We start from the raw sequence: 22179 nt of genomic DNA on the forward strand, positions 1-22179 counted from the left end.
GGCACAGCCCTTTTTCTTTGACCAGCCTTTAATCCGATCTATCGTGGTCCGTGAGTATCGAGCGGATCGCTGGCGGAGTAGGTGTACGCATACGCATAGTCGTACGTGCCGTTCTTGTTGTGGCTCTTGAGCGGCACCGCGTTCATCACGCCGCCCACCACCCGGGCTCGTGCGCGCCGCAGCTTCTTCAGTGCCTCGGCCACCTGGCCCTCTGTATGAGCGCCGGCCCGCATCACCAGCACCGTCGAACCGGCAATATGGGCAATCACCGCCGCATCGGCCACCGCTAGCAGCGGCGGGGTATCGACGATCACCAGATCGAACTCCTGCTCGAAGCGCGCGAGGATCTCACCGAAGCGCGCCGACGTCAGAATTTCCGAAGGATTCGGCGGATAAGCGCCCGTTGCGATGAAGTGCAAGCCATCTACGCCCGTAGCGCGAGCCGCGACTTCAAGATCAACCTGACCCGTCAGCAGTTCGGTCAGGCCACCATTGGGTGAGCGGCCGAGATACTGCGCGAGGCGGCCGCGCCGCAGATCGGCATCGATCAGCAGCACGCGTTTGCCCGATTCCGCAATCAGAGCAGCCAGATTGGCGCACAGAAAGCTTTTGCCGTCCGAGGGTGCCGGGCTTGTGATCGCTACGATGCGGTTGGGCGCATCGATCAGGCCGAATTGCAGCGTGGCGCGCAATCCGCGCAGGCTCTCCACCGTTGAGTCGTACGGATGGGTCTTCACCAGCAGCGGCCGCATGGGTGTCTTGTGCGACGCAACGACAGTTTGCGTACCGACCTGCACCCTGTCGTGGCTACCCGGCACCGAACCAGGCCGAAGTATTCGCGTCATGCCCGACGACTGCGCCGACACTTCGGTCGGTGTCGACCTTGGGCTGGGGAGCGCCGCGGCGCGTGCTGCGCTCAACTGCCGGTCGCTACGAGCCTGCTCCGGGCTGAAGGCGATCGAGCCAAAGATCGGCAACTGGAAACGTCGCTCGACGAACTCGGGATCGGCCACGCCGGTAAAGAACGTGCGACGGCAGAACGCGAACAGAATGCCCGCGATGACGCCTAGCAGCGTGCCAGCCGAAATGATCAGAACAGACTTGGGCCGCACCGGCTGGGACGGCAGCAAGGCTTCGTCGATGATATGCACGTTGCCGATCGTACCGGCACGCGAAATCGACAGCTCCTGGGTTTTGTTCAGCAGCGCCACATAGATTTCCTCGGCAACCTTCGCGTCGCGTTGCAAGGAGAGCGCGTTGCGTTCGGAGCTCGGCAGGGTGCTGAAGTGATCTTCGAAACGAGCCTTTTCGCGCGACATCGCCGCCAGTTGCGCGTCCACCTGCTGCACCTCCGGGCTCTCTTCGGTGAAGCGCTGCAGTAGTTGCGCGCGCTGGATGCGTAGCGTTGCAATCTGCTTTTCGTAGTCGAGACCCCCGGCGAGATAGACGCCTGCTTCCTGAGTCGGCTGGAACGAACCGGCTTTAGACTGATACTCCGATAATGCGGTCTCGGTTTTCTTCACCTCGGCGCGCAGACGTGGCAATTCGCTATTCAGGAAGCTCAGCATGTGGCTCGCTTCTTCCTGCGCGCGTTCGGTGCGTTGCGCCAGATACGACGCCGCCACCGCATTGGTGATCGCCGTGATCGCGTGCGGATCCGGGCCCATGTATGACAATTGAACGACGCCGGTGTCGCGTCCTTTTTCGCCTACCTGCAATCCGGATGAGAGCCCGGCGACCGCGTCCAGCTGGTTGAAGCGCGTCACATAGAACTCGGTGCCGGGACGGGCCACCAGTGTTTTGACGAACAGCGTGACGTCGTTGCCGCTCGCTTGCTGACCCGCCACGCCAGTGAGGATCTGCGTTCCGAACGAGTCGGTCACTTCATAGCGGCCGTAATCGAGCACGCGTAGTGTCAGGCGTGCGCCTTCCAGTGATTTCGGCACCGTAATCGATCCGACCTCGAATTCCTCACCGCCCCACGCATACGAATTCATGCCGAACGCGGCGCCGAGCGGACGGCCCGGATGCGCGAACCACGACGAAATCTTGCCAAGCACCGGCATGGTCTTCGCAGACGTGCTGAAGTTCAGCTTGAACTGCTCGACCACCGGCTCGACCACCGCGCGGCTCTTGATGATTTCGATTTCCGCCTCGGTGCGCATCGGGCCAATCGACGGCATAAGCGACAGCGCGCTCTGACTTTGCGAGCCGATGCCGTTGGTCTGTGCGTCGACCTGAAGCAGCGCGTCGGCGGAATAGATTGGCGTGGCGATCTTCGTGTAGATCACCGCAGCGAGAATCACGCAGCCGGCAATGCCGATCACCCACCAGATCTGATCCATGATCATGCGCAGCAAGTCGCGCATCACCGCATCCTCGTCGCTGCTGGGCGCGGGTCCGTGGTCCAGCATGTCGTACGTACTCATAGGGATACTCCGTTGCGTGCGTTTTTTTACCGGCCCAACTGCACCGTGTAGAAGATGGACTGCAGGGTCGGCGTGATCTGTTCGAGTGCACGGTTAAAGCGTGCTGCGCTCGAGACCTGTACGTACACCACATCCTTCGGCTGTAATTCGAACTTGGTCATCAGCATCAACGCGTCGACCTGGGTCATGTCGAGCTGATAGACGTCGGGCGTGAGCGTCTTGTCGGCGCCGCGCACCACGTAAACAAAACGCGGATCGCCGGTTTTGACATCGAGGCTGCCGGCGCCGGTGAGCGCATCGGCGAGCGTCAGGCGGCCGCGGTTCATCGGCAGCGAGGTCGGCTTGTTCACTTCGCCGAGCACGAAGACACGGCTGTTTGAGCGATCCGGCACATCGATGATGTCGCCGTCTTTCAGCAAAACGTTCTGTTGCGGATCGCCGGTTTCGAGCAGTGAGGCGACATCGACCGTGTAGCGCTTGCCGTCGCGGGTCACGCCGACGTTCTGCAGATCCGCGTCGGGCAGCGCGCCGCCCGCGCGATTGATCGCATCGAGCACGGTCAGCGGCGTATCGGTAATCGCTTCGGAGGCGGGTGTGCGCAGATTGCCGGTCACCTGCACCGACTGACTGTTGAAGCCCGACACGCGCACGTCCAGCTGAGGATTGCGAATCGTCTTCGAGAGCCCCTTCGTTAGCGATTCCTGGACCTGCTGCGCGGTCATGCCGACCACCTTGATGCGGCCTACGCGTGGGAAGAAGATCGTGCCGTTATTGGCAACCCGCACGGTTAGTCCGCCTTCTCCGCCGCCCGTCAGCGTCGGCGCGATCGGTGTCGCGCCTTGCGTCTGCGTAGGGCCAGGCGAAGGCGTTGAGCCGCTGCTGGCGGAAGGAAGCGGAGGCATATTCACGCCCGTGCCGCCACCGGTCAGTTCCGGGTGATCCCACACGATGATGCTCAACTGGTCGCCGATGCCGAGCCGGTAGTCGTAAGCGCCACGGGTCTTCGCCGTCAGGCACGACAGCGGGCAGACAGCCGGTACGGCGGCCGCGCGTTGCTGGCGAAAATACCCGACGTCGATCGTGTGCACCGGAAACTTCTCCGCGGTTTGCTCCGGCGGAGCAGGCGGCTCCAGCCGCTTGGTGTCGAGATAGGGTCCGGGCGCCAGTGAACAGGCGCATAGAGATGCGGCCGCGAGCCCTGCGGCAATTGTTTTGATAGTCATTTTGGTGGTCCCTCGCGTGAAGTAGCGCGCTGATCGATCAGCGCGCCGCCTCCTGCCATGCCCCGCGCATTGCGCGTAAACCCACTCTCCATTTGCGAAGCGCGAGTGCCACGCCGCCGCGCTCGAATGCCAACGACAATGCGCGCAGGAACCCCGGGTCCGCGCGATCGCCGATCAGCGTCGAGTAAACGACGAACGCCCATCGGCCGGGTGGCGTCAGGTATTCGCACATGATGAGTCGGAGATTGAATGACGCGTTATAGAAAGCGGCGTCGTTAAATGTGAAGCGCTGGTCTTCGTCGCTGCGCTGGGCCGGGAAATGCTCCACCAGCAGTGACGGGTCATAAATCAGGGTCCAGCCGCGCCGCTGCACGTCCAGACTGAAGGCCATCTCGCAGTGAACCTGCGCGCCGGTGCCGCGCAGGCGGGCGTCGAAGCGCAGCGTGCCGATCGCCTCGCGGCGAAACGCCATGTTGACGCCCTTGAGCACCTGCACTTCGCGGGCCGCGCCGTGGCCGATATGATGATTGCCGATGGTCCGGCCATACCAGCGCACGAGGCCCACGCTTGGTTTCTGCCCCTGGAGAATGCCATTGCGTTCATGCACGATGTCGCGTCCGCCCAGACCGCCGAGCGCCGGATCGTTTTCGAATGCGCGGGCGATCCGCGCGATCCAGTCGGAATGCGGCGCGGCGTCGTCGTCGGTGAAGCAGAGCACGTCGCCGCTGGCGCTGTCGACACCGAGGTTATAGGCCGCCACCACGCCCGGTTTGTGCACCAGCACGATCCAGCGGCGCGGGTCGGGCCGGTTCGTTTCGCGCGTGCGCAGCCAGTCGAGTGTCGCGTAATCGTCGTGGCGGGCGATCACGATCACTTCGTCGGCGCGGCGCTCCTGCGCATCGAGTGCCGCGAGGCAGCGTGCGAGGTCGGCGGTGCGCCGGTACGTCGGCACGATCACGGAGACTTTCACAAACGGTTCCCGGAGTGGCATGGTCAGAATGCGTTGCGGCCGACGAAACCCTTGAAAATCGTGACGAACACGATCTTCATGTCGAACCAGAACGACCAGTTATGGATGTAGAAGAGATCGAACTTGACACGCGTCTCCATCTTTTCGACTTTGGTGGTGGCGCCGCGATAGCCGTTCACCTGCGCCCAGCCGGTAATGCCCGGCTTGATCCGGTAGCGGTTCATATAGCCGTACACCTGATCCTTGTAGAGATCGTCGTGTTCAACGGCATGGGGACGTGGGCCGACCACCGACATCTGGCCGAGCAGCACGTTCAGGAATTGCGGCAGTTCGTCGAGACTGGTGCGGCGCATGAAGCCGCCGAGTTTCGTGATGCGCACATCATTGCGCGCGGCCTGCGTGACCTGGCCGTGCGCTTCGTGGTGCACGGTCATCGAACGGAACTTGTAGATCGCGAACGGCTGGCCATCCACGCCTTTGCGGGTCTGGCGAAAGAACACCGGCCCTGGCGAGCCCAGCTTGATGGCGATCGCGAGCACGATGAACACGGGCGCGAGCGCCAGCAGCGCGGCCGCGGCGAACAGGCGGTCGAAAATCAGCTTCGGCCACATCTGCGGCGGCGAGACGGGCGTGGCGCTCAGATTGAGCGTCGGTAAACCGACGACATCGACCAGCGCGTGGTTGAACAGCGAGAGGCTGCGTACATCGGGGATGAAGCGCAAATTCACGAAGTCATGTCTGAACATACGCGTGAAGCGATAGATCGTATGTTCTTCCGAGAGCGGCAACGCGAGCCACACTTCGTTCACATGCTCTTCGCGCACCTTGGCGGCGAACGCATTCAGATCGGTCAGCACCGGCAGGCGATTGAGGCGCACGCCGTACGTGCCGGCCGCTTCGATACTGGTGTCGAAGACGCAGACCGGCTTGAAGCCGGCTTGCGGCGCACGGTCCAGATGCGCGAGCAGTGTGCGCGAAAAACCAGGCGCGCCGACGATCGCCACCGTGCGGAAGTTCATGCCGCGCCGGCGCACGCTGCGCAGCGCCACATGCACGAGGCACTTGGTGAGGATGATCAGCACGCCGGAGATCAGCGTCGAGTAACCGAACCACAGCCGCGAAACGGCATCCATGCGGTGCAAGGTAAACGCCAGCACGAGGGCGGTGGCGACCACCACCAGCCACGCGGCGGCAACTCTCAACAGCATGGAAGGCAGCGCCTTGCCGCGCCACGTTTCATACACGCCGAAGCCGGGAAACATCAGCAGCACGAGTACGCAGTTGAAGGCGATCAGAAGACGCTCGGTGTCCGACAATGCAATCGGCGTCGAAAAGCGCATTCCGTGAGCGAGCAGCCCGCCCGCAATCACAAAGAGTGCGTCGAGACATCGCGCAGTATTCCTGAACATGATGATCTACCCTGTAATCGAACGATGCAGCCTTGGTTGACTGCTTACTCGACCGTTTCAGCCTGGCGCAGGCGCGGCAGCAGGCGGTCGAATTCGCGCTTGACGAGGCCGTAGCATTCACAGGCGCGAGCTTCAAGACCTTTGCGATCGAGGATCCTGATGTGGCCGCGGCTGTGATGAATCAGGCCTTCGTCATGCAACTTGCCGGCCGCTTCCGTAATGCCTTCGCGGCGCACGCCGAGCATGTCGGCGATCAGTTGCTGGGTGACCGTCAGCTCGTTCGATGCCACGCGGTCCACTTCGATCAGCAGCCACCGGCACAACTGCTTGTTCAGCGCGTGGTGGCGATTGCAGGCGGCGGTTTGTGCGACTTGCGTGAGCAGAGCGTGCATATACAGCAGCATCAGGCGGCGCAGGAAGTCAGAGCGTGCGAATTGCTGCTTGAGTGCCTGTGCGCTCATCCGGTAGGCGAAGCCGGCGCATTGCACCTGCACGCGGTTCGGCATGGTTTCGCCGCCGGTCAGCACCGGCACGCCGGTCATGCCTTCGCGGCCGACCGCGGCGATTTCGACGGAGCTGCCGTCTTCCATCGTCGAGAGCATGGAGATGATCGCAGTGGTCGGGAAGTAGACGTGATGGATGCGTTGACCTGAATCGCACAGCAACTGCTCGTTGCGCAGGTGAACCAGTTCGAGATGAGGGGCAAGAGCTTGCCATTCGTGTGACGGCAATGCGCCGAGCAAATGGTTGCCGTGCAGATCTGATTGAAGTGTCAACATGATCGGTCCTCGCTGAAGCCGCGCGCAGCGTGACTTCGTGTTTTTGATCCGATGCCCGCATCCTTGAATAAACGACGTGCTGCCTGGCGAGCAGCGAGGGATGAACAGGAACGGCCCCGTATTGGCCTGATGCGTCGCAGCCGTCTTTGTAGATATCGTTGCGGCGACGCGATGTTGCACTTTCTCTTTAGCGAGGAGCGTGCCAGCCATAGGGGAAACGAGTGCTGGTGCGGCGCAACGAACGAGGCCTCAGCGGCGCGCGAAGCCAAACGTGGCTTTTTGTTTCAATTCTGTACAACGCCTGCTTAACGCGTACCTTCTTCGAAGGGTATTTTTATTCGAGCCAAGTCCTTGATCGGATTGGGTTAGCGGCGGAGCAGCATATCTTTGCAGAGGGTGTCTCAGAGATGAAATAGCCCTTGTGCGCGCGTTGTTGGGGGCCGTCCAAGGTGTGCCGGAATTGATTCAGATGTGTTCTATACGTTGCGTACGGTCCCGTACGAAGCGTCCGTTTTGACGATCGGGAAGTCGTAAAAAAACCAACAGTGATTCTGTAGACCAGACAGGCGGATTCGCGCAGCGCGAGGTTTTATGCGGCTTGCGAGGGGGTAGCTCGTTCAGGGGCGACAGTTAACCGTAGAAGGTGGCGGATATCGCATTGATCGCGCGCACTTCGCCGGCGGGTGCCTCGCATGTTGCGTCAGCTTTAAACGCTGCGTTAGATGCGTGCACAACGAGTTTCTCAATGGCGATGAGCGGCACGGCACAAGGGCGGTCGGGCGGCAGATGAAACCAGTCGAGTGCGGCACGGTAATGCGTGTCAATGATATGAACGAAGCGCGCAAAGCGCTTCGCTTCGATGATCAGTTGCCAGCCGTCGGCTGTGCGCTCGGCACGGACTGTCAGGCCGAGGTCGTGGCGCTCGCCGGCACGCCGCTGCGGCAGATGAACCGCTTCAGAAATGATCCGGCCGCTCGCCGGATCGCGCAGTGTCGCAATTGTGACGTCGTGGGCACGCGGGCCGAAGCGGTATGCGTGCGTGAAGTCGAAGAACTGGCCGAGGCACTCCGCCGCGCCGATACGCCGCGTGCTGCGCGGCGCCAGTTCGACTGCGCGGCTAGCCGACGCTACCTTGACGCTACCGTCGCGCAGGCAGACCAGGTCCAGTTGCGCGAGCAATGGTTCCGCACGTTCGTTCAGCAAATGAATATCGAGGCCGTTGAGGCCTTCGTCAGTCATGAGCATCTGGATGGGTTGCAGCGCGCGTGCGAGCCCGTGCAGGGCGCTTTTAGGCCGTCCTGTGGCGTCGATCAAGCCCCAGCCTGCGCCGGGGCGCAGATCCTGGAGCTGCCAGACCAGCGCGCCGCCGCACGTCGAACCGGCGCGCCGCCATTCGGCGAACGCGTCGCTCATCAGCTCGGCGACCACCGCGCGTGACAGATCCAGATAGCGCTCAGGGTCTTCGTAACGCAGCTGCGCCGGCTCGACACCGTAGAGCGTCTGAAGATAATGGTCGCGCACGTCGTCGAAATCCCAGCCGGCGCCGGGGTCACGCGGTACGGCCGCTTTCCAGCGCGGGTCATGCAGATGGATCGTGCCGAGCGCATCGTGCAAGGTGGCATCGTCGGGCACGTTGGCGAACGCGAGGCATTCGGCGGCGAACCGTACCAGCGAGCGGCGCACGTCGTCGAGCGGGCGTTGATAGGCGCCCACACCGTAGTAGTGCGTGATGCCCTCATTAGTTGAAAACGGCCACGCGCCGCCTGAGGGCGAGTTGCTCACATACGGTATGTCTGACCGCTCGCGCGCGGCGATAGCGGGTAGCTGTTCGGTAAATACTGGTTGCGCGCGCATCGAAGCGGGCAGGCCGAGCATGGCGGCCTGCTGGTCGACTTCGCTGCCGCCGCACAGTACCGCGAGCGAGGCAAAGCGCCGCGTGCGGGTCAGAAATTGCGTCGCTTCGCGCTCGATGGAAGCGCTGAAGGCGGCATCGTTCGGGTAGTCGAAATTCGCCAACGCAAAGTCTTGCCAGATGAGCAGACCGTATTCGTCAGCGAGTGCGTAGAAGGTGTCGGACTCGTACACCATCGTGCCGCCTACGCGCAGCATGTTCATTCCCGCATCGCGGGCGAGCGCGAAAGTGTGGCGCAGTTGCGTCTCGGTGCCGGTGAGCGTGACGAGATCCGCACTGGTCCAGCAGGCGCCGCGGCAAAACACCGGCGTGCCATTTACGCGCAATGCGAAGCCCGCGCCGTCCGCGCCGTGATCCACTTCGATGCTGCGAAAGCCGATCGATCCCAATGGATGGGAAGTCGCGCGCTCGTCATCAAGCTGCAACGTCAGAGGATATAAAGTGGGATTGCCGTGCGTGTGCGGCCACCAGCGTTTGGCATGCGGGACACAGACGCTGCCGGTCAGTGTATATGCATCGCACCATTGCAAAGACGAAACAAAGCCGCCGCAATTCAACGAGGCCGCACACGTGTCGACGTTGTGCGGATGAACGAAATGTAGCGTGAGCGAAACAACGCCGTCCTCGTCGTCGAGGCGGCTTGTCAGATCAATCGTGTCGAATGCGTGCGGCGCGTCACTCAACAATTCAATTGGCCGCCATGGGCCGACTGCCTGTACTGACGGACACCATCCGGGCATATGGCCGAGCAGGGTGGTGCGCACGTTGCGCAAGGTGGACGGTGTAACGAGCCGTGGCCGCCAGCGGGCACGTGAGCGTTTTGCCGCCAGCGCCGGAGTCAGCGAGCGAAAGCACAGCGCGAGTGTCGCACTGCCGAGCAGTTCGATGTCGAGATCGTGCGCGACGAACATCGAATCGGAGTCGAGGCGCCTGACGCCGTCGAACCAGACTTCGGTGAGAGTCGCGAGGCCGTGCAGGCGCAAGCGGCGTTTGCCTGTGCCGGTCAGCGTGAGCCGGTACCAGTGATCGTCGAAGGCGAGCGGCGGCGGATTCGCTATGTCCAGCAGGCCCGCGGCACGGCGCGCGCTCGCCACCGTACCGGGTACGGGCGCGGCGAGCCAGCCTTGCGCGGGTAAGTCGGCGGGCGACGCGCATGCACCGGCCGGCGTGCTGATGCACTGCCACCCCGCGTCGAGTTGCTGCGGCCAGAGGTCCTGGGGTATAGCGTTGGCCGCTGCAACGGCCGTGATAATGCCGGCAGCTTCGGCAGCTTCGGCAGCCGTCTCAGCGAACGCTGCCGGAAGCGACTCGTCTTCATCCGGTACCAGATCAGTCGTCAGCGCATCCACGGCGATTTCCTGAAGCTCGAAACGAGCGCGTCACAGCACAAGCGCGGCGAGTGGCGGCAGCGTCTTTTCATAGGCACTTTCGAGCACATCGAAGCAGTCTTCACACGAATCGCGGCGCCCGCGCGTGATGGCCCGCACGAGCCGGAACTGCATCACCATCGACTCCGACGCGATACTCTGCGCGGCCGCCGGGATCGACGCCGGCACCTCGAAGCCTTGTGCCGACAGCCACAGCAGATACTTCGAGAGAAACTCGAAGTTCGCGCCGAGCTGCCGCATCAGGTTGAACGAGTACGGATGGAAGAACGCCTCGCCGCGTTCGAGCAGCGTCTCGAGATGCGCGGGAAACGCCGCGCGCCACTGCGAGATCGGATTGGTCAGCGGCCGTCGGCCCAGATGCGCGCACAACAATTCCGCCGATGCTTCGGCGAGCGCCGTGCCTTCCAGCGCGGGCCGCGTCTGCTTGGCGAATTCAACATACGGAAACAGCAAGTCCGGTTGCTGCGCGAATTGCGGCAGCTTGCGAAACACGCCGTCGTAGTCAACGCCCTCGAGCAGGTGATAGCCGGTGTTATGAAAATAACCGAGGCGGCGGGCAGGCGGATCGATGAAGTCGATCCCCACCGTGGTTTTCGGATGCTCGCGCCGATACGACGTGGCACGCGTATTCGGCAGGTAATAGCCGTCCACTTCCACCAGCACGGTATGGCCGCGCAAGGTCTGCGCGAGCACGCGGGCTTCGAGCGAGTCGTAGATCGCCAGTTCCTGCACCTGGGTGCCATAGAGCCGCTCGAGGTCTTCGAGCGGGAATTTGAAGAACGTGAACTGATCGCCTTCGAAATCCTGCGTGACGGTGAACCCGAACGCCGCGCGTGGATCGAGCCCGAAACCGTGCAGCAGCTCGATCCACAGGTCGACGTAGCAGTTGGTCTCCTGCCAGACGCGCTCGCCTTGATGCAGCGCGTGCGGCGCATGCTGGCGCAACGGTGCTATGGGCGCGGCCGCGCCGCCCGGAGCTGGCAGATCGAGCCGGCGGGGCATCGGGAAGGTGGATTGCACGCCCTTCGGCGCAGGGATCACGGATGGATTCATACGCTGTCTCCGGCACCCTGCGCATTCACCGTGGAAGCCGCTGGCATGGACAGCATGCCTTGCGCCACGCGCGCCTCCGTGTCGCCCCACAGTAGCGCGCGCACGTCGTCCGGCCACGCGTTGACGTCGAGCCCGTGATGACGGAATAGCGCCAGCGTAATGCGCTCCATGCCGAAGCCCACGCAACCCGTATGCGCTACCGTGCCGTCTTCGCAGGCAATCTTCCAGATCGCGCCGAAGTGCTCCATGTGATAGTTGAACGACAGGCACGCCGTCTTGCCGCGCGGGTCGGCCACGGGAATCAGCAGTTCGAACTTGAGCGCCTGAGCACGCTGGCTATCGGCGACGATCTTGCCGCCGCGGCCGAAGAACGGATCGTTGGCGAGGTCCACTTCCACCGGCAGTTGCAGCAGCGTAATCAGCAGCGAGCCGCGTTCCACCCACATCTGCCGGAACGCCATCACCTGGTCGGCGTTGCCGAGGCGCACGTATTCGCGCTGCCGGAACATCTGCATGCGGCCCGGATCCAGCGACGGTTCGTGGCGGAAGCAATACGACAACACGTCGATAGTGCGGCCATCGGCGGGCAGGGGGCCGCGCCGCGCCATCACCGGATAGATCGGGTAGCAGGCGGCCGGCGTCAGCACCACGCGGGTTGGTTTTTGCTGCGCCATCCATTCTTCGCTGCGTTCGTCGTCGCTTTCGGTCATCGCGTCGTCGAGTGCGCGCAACAGGCGCTGGTGGCCCATGTCGTTGCCGCAGAACGAGTGAATCGTGCCGGCCAGGTTCGGGAAGCTCTTCAGGTATTCGCTGTCTTCGAAATCGGTGCGGCGCATGGCGGGCGGAAAGCGCAGCACTTCCGGCTGCTGGTCCGCGCCGAGATGCGTGATCGCCACGTTCAGACGCTCCACCACGTCTTCGAAAATCTGGCTGCGGCCGTACAGGCCGTTTTCGCCGGTATCGATCAACAGGCCGGCGGCCAGCAGTTCGTCGCGGAACGTCGGCGCCGCGGGGTCCTGTTCCTGGGCCGCAGCGGTCGTTGCGGCGGCCAGCGCGGCGGTATCGGTCATCGTGTTCATGTCAGGCTCTCCCCGGGGCGGCAGGACGCTGTGCGAGCAACAGGCTCGCCGTGTTCTGCGCGATACGGTCGTTGTTGATCATCAGCGGCGCGGAATAGAGGTCGCGCAGATGCCGTCCCACGCTGTATTCCGTGCCGTTCTTGTAGCCCGCCATGCCGCAGATCATCAGCACTTCCTGCACGACCTGCAGCGCGGTGGTCGAGATGCTGGTTTTCAGCGTGTTCATGTCGGAGGCGAACCCCAGCATGGCCGACAGCGGCGCATCGGCCTGGCAGCCGCCGTGTTTCGCGTGGTGCGCGGTGCGTGCCGCTTCGAGCGCGACCGACAGGCGTGCCTGCATCATCTGCAGAAGGCCGACCGCTTCGGCGAGGCGCAGGCCGGCCGGTGGAATCGAGCCGGGCTTCGAGCGGGCCTGCGCACGGAAAAAAGCTTTCGCGCGATTCACCGCGTCACTGGCGACGCCAGTCCATACCGAGGCCCACAGCGTGTGCGAGACCGGCAGCATGGTCTGATCGGCGATATCGGCGAACGGTGTTGGCAGGATCTGCTCGGCGAGACCCGTGGCGACGAGCCGGAAGCCCTCGCTGCAGGTGCCGCGCATGCCCATCGAATCCCAGCCGCCGCGCTTTTCCAGTTGAGTTTCTTCGCGTAACGCGACGATCAGCACCTGGTCGGCCGCGGCCGACTCGGCGGTGCGGCGCGCGGTGACCAGAATGCCGTCCGCATGTGCGCCGTACGAGATCGTCGGCGCGAGCTTTTCGATGCGATAGCGCTGCTTGCCCGGCTCGCCTTCGAGTTCGACCGAGCAGGCGCTGGTGCGCATATTGCCGCCGATGGTCTCTTCGGAGGTCGCCGAAGCCAGTAGCCATTGATGCTCGACGAGTTGCGCGAGCAATTGCCGATGCCACGCCGACTCGCTGCCGTGCGCCTCGATGCAGGCCACCTGGATCTGATGCATCGCATACACCATCGCGGTGGAGGCGCAGCCCTGCGCGAGCGTGTCGCAGATCGCGGCGACATCCGCGAGCGAGAGCCCCGCGCCGCCGAACGCGGCCGGCACCATCGCCGACAGCAAATGTTCGTGCTTGAGCGCGTCGAAAGCCTCGAGGGGAAAACGCGCTTCGCGGTCCACCGAATCGGCGAACTGCGCGGCCACGGCGGCGCAGCGCTGCGCCGCCGCGCGCCAGCCGGGTTCGGTTTCCACCGCGCTCAGCACGACTGCGGCGTTGGCGGGTTGCGCAGCATCGGTCGCGGCGAGCGGCGTCGCGACCGCGGCCGTGTCCAGCAACGGGGCGTTCATGCTGCCGCCTTCGCCTGTTGCAGCTCGGCGACCGCGGCGGCCATCGAAGCGATGCTGGAGAACAACCGGCGCGTCAGCATGCGGTCTGGAATTTCAATGTCGAATTCATCTTCGATGGCCAGCATCAGATGCACGGTTGCGAGCGAAGACAGGCCCGCGGCGTACAGGTCGGCGTCGTCAGCCAGGGTGTCCGGCGGGACGTCGAGGCGGGCCGATTCGGAAAGGATGCGTCGCAGTGCGGTTTTCATGTTGAGGTGCCCCCTTGTTGGTCAACGGTCTCTCGAATGTTGCTGTCGTAAAACGAACGGACATCGTCGTTTTTGGCGTTTATCGCGGCGCTTGGCGTCATCGCGGCGCGTCTGGTGGCGGATCGACGCGCATCGTTGCCGCGCTTGCACGGTGCCCTGAGACCGTTTTTTACGGTTTCCTGCGGCACCGTGTTCCGACGCCTCGTATTTAAGAATTGTCAAAGCCCAGCGTCAGTGCGATGGCGCACGGAAACGCGCGTTTCGCAGACGTACCGTGTAGCCATGACAACAGGCCGGCGTGTTGAGCCAGGCCGTCGAGGGCGGCGTGCGATGCCGTGCTCGCTGAACTTATTTACCGCTGGGGAACGTGATGAACTGGAAAACGCTGGAATTCGAGCAGCTTTCGGCACGCGAGTTGTATCTGATCTTGCGTGCGCGTAGTGCGGTCTTCGTGGTCGAGCAATCGCATGTCTGTCTTGACGCCGACGGTCACGATGAGAACGCGCTGCACGTCTTCGCCGTTGAGGACATGGCACGGCCCATGCCGGTCCTGGCCTACGCACGCCTGCAACCCGGCGACGCCGAAGATCCGGAAATCACCATCGACAAGGTGCTGACCAGCCCGTTGCGGCGCGGCGACGGCACCGCCGAACTCTTGCTCGAACGGGTGCTGCAGGCGATCGCCGAGCGTTGGCCGGGACATGCCACGCGCGTGAGCGCTCCGCTCGGGTTGCGCGACTTCTACGAGCAATTCGGTTTTCGTAAGACGGAAGGGCCGTACCTCGAACATGGCGTGCCGTTCATCGGCTTGACGCGCCAGGTGCGCGGCAGCCAGCCGCTCTTCGGTACGCGGCGCCGCGAGCGCGATGGTGTGGCGCTCGTCAACACGTTCGAGCTCCTGTAATGGCGCGAATGCTGATCACGCCTTCTATGCAGGCTGGACTGCCGGCATCGCAGGGCCAGCGGCGAATTCTGCCCGGCGGGGCGTTTTCGCCAGACGAACCGGCTCCACGTTCAGGCCGTCCCACTCAGGCAGCACGCGCGCGGCGCAAAGGCTTGCGTCATCCGCTGATCTTGCCGGTGCTCCTGTTTGCCGCGACCTTGGCCTTGATCCTTCTGCATCAAGGCAGGCTGGTCGAGTATTTCTATCCTCTCGGTGCGTTCGGCGTGGCGCTGGTGTTGTATCGGCGCTCGCCCGCGCATTACATCGGTTTTGTCTGCTGGCTGTTTTTTCTGACGCCGGAAGTGCGGCGCCTCGCGGACTTCGTCAACGGCACGTTCAATCCGCAGAGTCCCATCATGGTGGCGACGCTGCTCGCCGTCGCGCTCACCGGCCTGACCTTGCTCAAGCATGTGTCGTTGCTGGGGCAGCGCCGTGCGGCGCCGCTGGTGTTGATCGTGATCGCGCTTCTCTATGCCTTTGTGGTCGGTATGGCGCAGGTCGGTCCGGCGGCGGCGACGTTTACGCTCATCAACTGGCTGTATCCCGTGATGGTGGCGTTTTATCTCACTGTGACGTGGCGCCACTATCCGGACTATCACCGGGTTCTGCTGAAGACCTTTGTCTATGGCGGACTCCTGATGAGTGTGTACGGTTTGCTCGAGTTCGTTTCGCCGATGCCGTGGGACGCCTTCTGGCTGATCTCTTCGAAGATGCTGTCCGAGGGGCAGCCGGTGCCGTTCGGCATGCGTGTGAGCAGCACGATGAATTCGTGCGGGCCGTTCGCGGTCACGCTCATGACGATTCTGCTGATGTCGCTGGCCGCGCGCGGTAAAGCGCGCATCGTACTCGGATGCGTAGGGGTTCCCGTGCTGCTGCTCACCAGCGCGCGCAGCACGTGGGGTGGTTTTGCGATCGCGCTGGTGTATTCCTTCGCCATGCTCGATGGTAAAAGCCGCATGCGGCTGGTCGCGGCAGTACTCGGGCTGGCCGTGGTGGCTGCGCCGCTGATGATGATCGATCAGGTTGCGGAGCCGGTGACGCAGCGGTTGAGCTCGATTCAGGATCTCGCTCAGGACGACAGCTACCAGGCGCGCGCGGAATTCTACAAATCATTCATGTCGTCGGCACTAACCGATATCGCCGGCCAGGGGCTCGGCACGATCGGCCTTGGCAGCAAGCTCTCCGACGACACGGGCGCACAGGCGATGCTCAACTTCGACAGCGGCCTGATGGAGGTGCCCTACGTGATGGGGTGGCCAGGCACGCTGCTCTACACCACCGGCATCGTCATGCTGCTGTGGCGCGCGTATCGCGCGAGCCGCCAGCACCCGACTGATCTGCTGGCGATCTCCGGCGTCGGCGTGGCCGTGGCGATTTTCTCGATGATGGTTTTCATTAACACGCTGACCGCGGTGTCGGGCATGTTTTTCTTTATCGGCGTGACCCTGCCGGTGATTTCGCTGCGCTACGCGCGTGAACGCCACAGCGTGATCGCCGCGGCCCCGGCACGACCCTAAAAGATATCCAGATGAAGGACACCCGGATGCGGATTTTGATCGTCACTCATGTCGTGCGCAAGAACGATGGGCAAGGGCGCGTCAACTACGAGATCGTACTGGCGGCGCTCGCGGCCGGTCATTCCGTGACGCTGCTCGCCGCGGGTGCTGCGCCTGAACTGGTGCAGCACCCGCGCGTGTGCTTCGTGCCGATTGGCGAAAGCAGGTTGCCGGGCAAACTCGCCCAGTACCAGATGTTCGCGTGGCGTTGCGGTGCGTGGATCCGTTCACATCGTCAGGAGTTCGATGTGATTCACGTGAACGGTTTCATTGCATGGGCGCGCGCCGATATCAATGCGGCGCACTTCGTTCATGACGGCTGGTATCGCTGCGGTTTCTATCCGTTTCGCCTGTTACGCAGCTTCTACGATGCGTATCAGGTCATCTACACGCTGTTGAACATCGGTTGCGAAAAATGGGCATTCAGGCATGCGGAGGTCATCGTGCCGGTGTCGCACACGGTCGCCGCCGAGGTGCGCGCGCTGGGCATCGCACCGGCGCAGCTGCAAGTGATTCATAACGGCGTCGATGTCGACGAATTCGCGCCCGGTACGCCTGAGCGGGCCCGCTTCGGTTTGCCGTCGGCGCCGTTCATGCTGCTGTTCGCAGGCGACCTGCGCATGTCGCGCAAAAATCTCGACACGGTGCTGCACGCGCTTGTGCATACCTCGGCCAACGTGCATCTCGCCGTAGCGGGGATTCTGCATAACAGTCCCTATCCGGCGCTGGTGGCTTCACTCGGGCTGACGGAACGGGTCCACTTCACGGACATGGTGATGGACATGCCCGCGTTGATGCGTTCGGTCGATGCGTTCGTGTTTCCCTCGCGCTACGAACCGATGGGACTGGTGCTGCTCGAAGCACTGGCCGCGGGATTGCCGGTCATTACCGTACGGACCGCGGGCGGCGCTGAAGTGATTTCATCCAGAAGCGGCATTGTGCTCGACGATCCCAACGATGCGGTTGCGCTTGCCGCGGCGATCGAACGCCTCGCGAGCGATCCCGAATACGCCCACCGCCTGGGGCAGGCGGCGCGCGAAGTCGCTGGAACCTTGAGCTGGCAAGCCATGGCGGAGCGCTATCTGTCGCTCTACGAGCAGGTGCATGCGCGGCGCACGGCGCAATCGTTGCCCGCCGGTTGTGCTACCGCGTCGGTGGAACTATGAGCGCGCCGATCGATTCGCTGCAGATCGGCATGCACTGGTTCAACGAACGGCCAGGCGGCCTCGATCGCATGTTCAAGGCGCTGATCGATACGCTGCCGGCGCAGGGGGTCAATGTCCGCGGGATGGTGGCGGGCACCCCAGGGGTGTTCGACGCGTCGGGCGGCAGCGTGCTGGCCTTCGCGGGCGTAGAGACGCCGCTCGGCACGCGCCTGTGGGGCTCGCGCAGGCAGTCGCGTGCGCTGCGGGCGGCGAAGATGCCCGACGTCGTCGCCACGCATTTTGCGCTCTATGCCGCGCCGACCGCAGGCCTCTTCAGAAGCGTGCCGAAGGTCGTGCATTTTCACGGACCGTGGGCCGCCGAGTCCTATCCGGGTGGCGGTGGCGGCTGGTCGCGCGCGATGCGTGTGGCGCTCGAGCGCTTCGTGTACCGGGGCGGAACGCGTCACATCGTGCTATCGCAGGCGTTCGGGAAGGTTCTGCGCGAGACCTATGGCGTGCGTGACGAGCGCATCCGGATCGTGCCTGGCTGCGTCGATGTCGCGCAATTCGACACGCGCGTGACGCAACTGCAGGCACGTGAGCGCCTCGGTTTGCCGCTGGACCGGCCGTTGCTGTTCTGCATGCGGCGTCTGGTATCGCGCATGGGACTCGAGGACCTGATCGATGCGATCGCCATCGTCAAGCCGGTGTTGCCCGACGTACTCCTGATGATCGCCGGAAAAGGGCCGCTAGAGGCGCAATTGCAGGCGCGCATCGTGGCGCGCGGGCTCGAGCGCCACGTTCGGCTCGCCGGCTACGTGCCCGACGACAAGGTGCCGCTCTGGTATCGCGCCGCCGATATGACGGTGGTGCCGACCGTGTCGCTCGAAGGCTTCGGGCTCACGACGATCGAATCGCTCGCGGCCGGCACGCCGGTGCTGGTGACACCGGTGGGTGGCCTGCCGGAAGCGGTGGCGCCCTTATCGGCCGAACTGGTGTTGCCCTCGGGCGGCTTCAAGGCGATTGGCGACGGCATCACGGATGTCCTGCTTGGCCGCCGCGTGGTGCCGGATTCGCAGGCGTGCCGCGCGTATGCCCGCCGGCATTTCGACCGGCCGGTAGTCGCCGCGCAGGTTGCGCACGTCTACCGCGAAGCGATCGACGCGTTCTGACGCGTTAGAGATCATGCGACGTCTTGCACGCAAAACCTTCGAACGCCTCGTATGCGCCGCTGCTCTGGCGTTACCGGTGCTCGTACTGATCGCGGCGAGCGACCCAGGGGGCGGCGCGACACTTGCGCTGGCGCAGACAGCCGGAGCCGCGTCGGATGCGATCTTCGTGGCGTCTGCCGGCAAGCCCGCGGCCGAAGCGCGCGCGGCGGTCGCGCATCCGTCTCTGTCGTACCGCACGTCGTGGATTGGCAATACCTGGGGCTACGCGGACCATCGCTGGATGCAGATCGATGTGCAGGCGCTCGCTGCCACGCCTGATGGCGACGTCTTCACGAATGCGCCCTGGGACGAAGGCGGCGGCGAGATCGGCCAGTACCGTAACGGTCAACTGGTTCGCTACGGTGGCGAGTCGCACGGCTGGGGCATGATGGGCGGCGACGCAATCGCCGTGAACGACGAATACGTGTTCGTCGCGCAAACGGTTGTCAGTCTCGGCAACGAGATGGCCCAACACCGGCGCATGCCGCGCGAGGGCGAGCAGTGGAGCGGCGTCGCTCGCCGTAGCCGCGCCGATATCCGCGACGGCGTGCCGTTCGCCGGTCAGGTGAGCTGGCCGGGCGGTAGCCGGTTGGCGTTTCTGCTGGTCTCGACTTTTTCGAGCAAGGAGGATTACGCGATCCGCGGACTCGCCGCCGACGAGACGCGGCTCTTCGTATCGAATCAGCGAGACAACCGCATTCAGATTTTCGATGCCCAAACGATGCAGGCGGTCGGCAGTTTCCCGGTCCACGAACCGGGGCGCCTCGCGCTCGCGCCCGATGGCTCGCTGTGGATCGTCGAGAACAGCCGCACCGATGGCGCCGAACGTGTGGTCCACCGGGCACGCGATGGCGCGCGTCTTGGAGAGCTCGCATTGCCGCGTGGTGTGGTGCCCGCGGATCTGACGGTCGACACACGCGGACGGCTGCTGATCGCCGACAACGGCGCGCGCCAGCAGATCCTGATTTTCACGGCGAATCCAGCGAACCCTGGCGTAACGGCATCCCGCACGGCGCAGCCGGGAGCGGGCATGCAACTGTCGGCGAGTTTTGGAGAAGAGGGCGGCATTTATGCGGGCCGCGCCGGTGCGCCGGGGCCGCGGCGCTTCAATGGATTGACCGGCGTAGGCGTGGACCGGGCCGGCAACATTTATGTGTCGATGAACGGCGCGGGACCGCGTCCCATCGGCACCGGTCTGAGCACCTACGACGGTGCGCTGATTGAGAGCTATGCGCCCGATGGCAAGCAGCGCTTCAGTCTGCAAGGGCTGTTGTTCGTCGATGGGGCGCAGTTCGTCGATGGCGAGCCGCCCTCGGTCTATAGCGGCAGCAAGCGTTTCACACTCGACCTGACACGCCCTGCCGGCGAGGAATGGTCTTACGCCGGCTACACCGCCGACCGTTTTCGCTATCCCTACGATCCGTACTTTCATCTGTACCTGGGTGGTCAGCGCGGCATGCCGCTCGTGCGTGATGTTCGCGGACACCGGCTGCTCTATACGACGGACATGTACTCGTCGTTTCTGCGCATCTACCGCTTTACCGCCGATCGCGAGACGGCGATTCCTTCGGGTCTCTTTTCGCAGTCGCACATCGACGGCGCGTGGCCGCCCAACCAGCCGGCGCAAGGCGAATGGATCTGGCGCGACGCGAGCGGCAAGGGTGACTTTTCCTCCGGCGCGTTCGACCAGAACACCGGCAGCACCGACGCGCCGCAGATGCGCGCGTGGTGGGTCGACAGCCAGGGCGATATCTGGCAGGGCACTGAGTCGCAGGGAATCCGCTCGTTTCCGCTGCAGGGTTTCGACCGGGTTGGCAATCCGGTCTACCGCTATACAGCGATGCGGCAGTATCCGCCGCCCGCGCCGTTCTACCGCATTGCGCGCCTGAATTACTTCCCCGCCGACGACACGATGTTCGTCTCCGGGTCGACGCCGGCGCATCCATTCATTCAGGACAACTGGAATAGCGCGGGTTCGCAACTGGCGCGTTACGACCACTGGAAGAACGGCAAGCCACTGCTGCGCTACATCATCGGCTTGCCCGATCGCGGCGCGCCCGACTGGTCGTCGATCAGCGGCTTCGCAGTGGCGGGTGATTACGTGTTTGCCATCGAAACCCGAAGCGCGATCGTGCGTGTCTACGACCGGGCCACCGGCCGCGATGTGGGCCGGCTCGAACCGGGCAAGGAAGTCGGCTCGACGAGCGGCTGGATCGATGTGCCGATGCCGCTTACCGCTCATCGCCTTGCGTCGGGCGAATACCTCGTGCTGGTCGAGGAAGACGCACACGGCAAAGCCTTGATGTATCGCTTCACGCCACAGACGGCGCCGCCAGCGGTTGCCGCTCCTCACTCAACGGATACTGCACAGATCCCATGAAGATTATTCATCTAGCCAACCATGCACAGAACGTCGGCAATGGCATCGTCAACATGATGGTCGACCTCGCCTGTATGCAGGCGCGTGCCGGCCACGACGTGACGGTGGCGTCGGCGGGTGGCGGCCACGAGGGTTTGCTGGCGCAGCAGGGCGTGCGTCACGTGCTGCTCGCGCAATCGCCACGGCCGTCGCGCGTACCGGCGATGGTAGCCGGCTTTCACCGGCTGGTCGCGAGGTACGACCCCGACGTCGTGCACGCACACATGATCACCGGCGCGCTGATTGCACGCTTGAGCTTCCTGCCGCGGCGTTTCGCGCTGGTCACCACGGTACACAACGAGTTTCAGAAAAGTGCGACGCTCATGGGCGTGGGCGATCGTGTCGTGGCGGTCAGCGAGGCCGTGGCGGTAGCGATGGCGCGACGCGGCATATCACGCGCACGTCTCGCTGTCGTCGGCAATGGGACGATCGGCACGCCGCGTCTCGCCAGCACACCGGTGCCTTGCGAACCGCAACTGGCCCATCCGTGCATCGTCACGGTGGCGGGCATGTACGAACGCAAGGGTATCCGCGATTTGCTGCAGGCTTTCGCGCTGCTGCGCGAGCGTGTGCCTGACGCGGTGCTGTATCTGGTCGGCGATGGGCCCGATCGCGTCGCGATGGAAACACTGGCCCAGCAACTCGGCGTGGCGGAGCATGCGCACTTTACGGGCTTCGTTGCTGATCCGCGTGCCTATCTTGCTCAAGCCGACGTTTTTACTCTGGCTTCGCACGCTGAGCCGGGTGCTCTGGTGTTGTGCGAAGCCCGCGAGGCGGGGCGTGCGATTGTCGGGACTCAGGTGGGCGGCATTCCGGAGATGCTCGATGACGGCGAAGCCGGTCTGCTGGTGCCGCCCGCGAATCCGGTTGAGCTTGCGCAGGCGCTTGGCCTGCTCCTGACCGATCGTGTTGCCCATGCCGCGCTGATGGCGCGTTCGCGGCAAAACTGCGAGAGATTCAGCGTGCAACGCGTGAGAGAGGATTACCAGCTGGTTTATGAGCATGCGCTCGCCAGCCGCCAGCCGCGCCGCTTTGCCACGATCGCCACCACGGCCACCCTGGCCGCGCCTGAAATCGCAGTACGGGACGCTGTCTCCGGGAAGACGACGTTATGA

Annotated in this window: 16 protein-coding genes; 6 read left to right on the top strand and 10 right to left on the bottom strand. The window is 63.8% G+C overall.

From position 1 onward, the window contains the following. Positions 1-38: 38 nt before the first annotated feature. From PQR40_RS20280 to PQR40_RS20325, 10 genes are all read right to left on the bottom strand, one after another. Complete coding sequence (locus PQR40_RS20280) at positions 39-2429, bottom strand: polysaccharide biosynthesis tyrosine autokinase (protein ID WP_408509736.1); 2391 nt, start codon at positions 2427-2429, stop codon at positions 39-41. Between the two features lie 26 nt (positions 2430-2455). After that, positions 2456-3652 (bottom strand): polysaccharide biosynthesis/export family protein, encoded by a 1197-nt coding sequence (locus tag PQR40_RS20285; RefSeq protein ID WP_408235418.1) that lies wholly within the window; start codon positions 3650-3652, stop codon positions 2456-2458. 37 nt (positions 3653-3689) lie between these two features. Then, positions 3690-4643 carry a glycosyltransferase family 2 protein gene (locus PQR40_RS20290; protein WP_408235421.1) on the bottom strand — a complete coding sequence of 318 codons (954 nt, stop codon included), beginning with the start codon at positions 4641-4643 and terminating at the stop codon, positions 3690-3692. A 2-nt stretch (positions 4644-4645) separates the two neighbouring features. Next, on the bottom strand, positions 4646-6031 hold the full coding sequence (locus PQR40_RS20295) for an undecaprenyl-phosphate glucose phosphotransferase (RefSeq protein ID WP_408235424.1): 1386 nt from the start codon (positions 6029-6031) through the stop codon (positions 4646-4648). A 44-nt stretch (positions 6032-6075) separates the two neighbouring features. Further along, entirely contained in the window at positions 6076-6810 is a 735-nt protein-coding gene (locus tag PQR40_RS20300) for a Crp/Fnr family transcriptional regulator (protein ID WP_408235426.1), read from the bottom strand. Positions 6811-7440: 630 nt separating this feature from the next. Beyond that, positions 7441-10071 (bottom strand): glycosyl hydrolase 2 galactose-binding domain-containing protein, encoded by a 2631-nt coding sequence (locus PQR40_RS20305; protein WP_408509737.1) that lies wholly within the window; start codon positions 10069-10071, stop codon positions 7441-7443. A 30-nt stretch (positions 10072-10101) separates the two neighbouring features. Continuing rightward, positions 10102-11163, bottom strand: coding sequence for a DUF1839 family protein (locus PQR40_RS20310; RefSeq protein ID WP_408235432.1), 1062 nt, complete (start codon positions 11161-11163; stop codon positions 10102-10104). After that, positions 11160-12242 (bottom strand): amino acid--[acyl-carrier-protein] ligase, encoded by a 1083-nt coding sequence (locus PQR40_RS20315; RefSeq protein ID WP_408235435.1) that lies wholly within the window; start codon positions 12240-12242, stop codon positions 11160-11162. The genes PQR40_RS20310 and PQR40_RS20315 overlap by 4 nt, the downstream gene beginning before the upstream one ends. Before the next feature lies 1 nt (position 12243). Further along, positions 12244-13542, bottom strand: coding sequence for an acyl-CoA dehydrogenase family protein (locus tag PQR40_RS20320; protein ID WP_408484089.1), 1299 nt, complete (start codon positions 13540-13542; stop codon positions 12244-12246). Then, positions 13539-13790 carry an acyl carrier protein gene (locus PQR40_RS20325; protein WP_408235441.1) on the bottom strand — a complete coding sequence of 84 codons (252 nt, stop codon included), beginning with the start codon at positions 13788-13790 and terminating at the stop codon, positions 13539-13541. The genes PQR40_RS20320 and PQR40_RS20325 overlap by 4 nt, the downstream gene beginning before the upstream one ends. A gap of 370 nt (positions 13791-14160) precedes the next feature. On the opposite strand from PQR40_RS20325, the gene PQR40_RS20330 reads away from it, so the two are divergent. The 6 genes from PQR40_RS20330 to PQR40_RS20355 are packed head-to-tail and all read left to right on the top strand — an operon-like array spanning position 14161 to position 22179. Beyond that, complete coding sequence (locus tag PQR40_RS20330) at positions 14161-14694, top strand: GNAT family N-acetyltransferase (protein ID WP_408393626.1); 534 nt, start codon at positions 14161-14163, stop codon at positions 14692-14694. Then, positions 14694-16250, top strand: coding sequence for an O-antigen ligase family protein (locus PQR40_RS20335; protein ID WP_408393624.1), 1557 nt, complete (start codon positions 14694-14696; stop codon positions 16248-16250). The genes PQR40_RS20330 and PQR40_RS20335 overlap by 1 nt, the downstream gene beginning before the upstream one ends. 26 nt (positions 16251-16276) lie before the next feature. After that, complete coding sequence (locus PQR40_RS20340; RefSeq protein WP_408509738.1) at positions 16277-17455, top strand: glycosyltransferase family 4 protein; 1179 nt, start codon at positions 16277-16279, stop codon at positions 17453-17455. Further along, complete coding sequence (locus PQR40_RS20345; protein WP_408509739.1) at positions 17452-18606, top strand: glycosyltransferase family 4 protein; 1155 nt, start codon at positions 17452-17454, stop codon at positions 18604-18606. The genes PQR40_RS20340 and PQR40_RS20345 overlap by 4 nt, the downstream gene beginning before the upstream one ends. Positions 18607-18619: 13 nt before the next feature. Next, positions 18620-21025 carry an NHL repeat-containing protein gene (locus PQR40_RS20350; protein WP_408509740.1) on the top strand — a complete coding sequence of 802 codons (2406 nt, stop codon included), beginning with the start codon at positions 18620-18622 and terminating at the stop codon, positions 21023-21025. After that, complete coding sequence (locus tag PQR40_RS20355) at positions 21022-22179, top strand: glycosyltransferase family 4 protein (protein WP_408509741.1); 1158 nt, start codon at positions 21022-21024, stop codon at positions 22177-22179. Before PQR40_RS20350 ends, PQR40_RS20355 begins: the two co-directional genes overlap by 4 nt.

The organism is Paraburkholderia sediminicola, assembly GCF_046026855.1.
GTDB classification, from domain to species: Bacteria; Pseudomonadota; Gammaproteobacteria; order Burkholderiales; family Burkholderiaceae; genus Paraburkholderia; species Paraburkholderia sediminicola_A.